This is a genomic window from Tessaracoccus rhinocerotis (assembly GCF_007197885.1).
GTDB lineage: Bacteria > Actinomycetota > Actinomycetes > Propionibacteriales > Propionibacteriaceae > Arachnia > Arachnia rhinocerotis.
This window is the reverse complement of the sequence record NZ_VKKG01000018.1, coordinates 1-831: the sequence shown is the minus strand read 5'-3', so window position 1 is coordinate 831 and position 831 is coordinate 1. Positions and strand designations below refer to the sequence as shown.

At 66.4% G+C, this 831-nt stretch carries 1 pseudogene; it reads right to left on the bottom strand.

Annotated elements, in window-relative coordinates:
* Positions 1-831: pseudogene (locus FOJ82_RS15940) on the bottom strand (Mu transposase domain-containing protein); the annotation flags it as partial.

Genomic DNA, 831 nt, shown 5'->3' with positions numbered 1-831 from the left:
GCATGGGTTGCTTGTCTTGGCCCGTGTCCAGGATCGGCCTGAGGTGGACGTAGCGAGGCGACCTGACCCCTCCTGCGAGGGCGAGCTGGCAGGCGTCCTCAACCCGGGTCGGCGGAGAAGCGACGCGACAGCCGCAGCACCGCCAACGCCGGGTTCAGGCCCTGCTCATCAATCGCCACGGATTCGAAGATTCGGTTCACCACCGTCTGCGCTGCCGGCCCGATCCTGGCCGCCCAATCTCGGACGCGGGCGGCGTCCCAGGGGTGATACTTCTCACCGGTGGGCAGGTCGGCCTCGGCTGTGCGCCAACCCCCGGCGGATCCCTCAGGCAGCAGCAGATGGCTACTGAGGCGCTGAGAGCCGGCGAAGACTTCCAGGACACGGTCGGTGATCCGGAGATCGACCTTGGATCCGATGTGGAGATAAGGCACCGAGTAGTGGTTCTTCTCCCAGACCACGTGCCCGCTGCGTCCGACGCGGCGGCCATAGACCCAGCGGCTGATCTCATAGGCGACCTGCGGCAACGGCCTCAGCAGCGGCTGCTCCTCCGAGACGAACACGCTGTGTCGGGACCCTGCCCGTTTCTGGAACGGCTCAGCGTTGTAGGCCGCGACCCGGCCCTCGATCGCCGCAGCCAGCTCCGGCAGCGACGTGAACACCTCGTCCCTGAGGGCAGCGATCACCCAGGTCGCAACATGAGCGACAGTGTTCTCCACTGATGCCTTGTCCTTGGGCTTCCTCACCCGGCCCGGCAGCACCGCAGCCGAGTAGTGCGCAGCCATCTCCCGATACGAGTCGTTCAACACGACCTCACCCTCACGGGGATGCTTC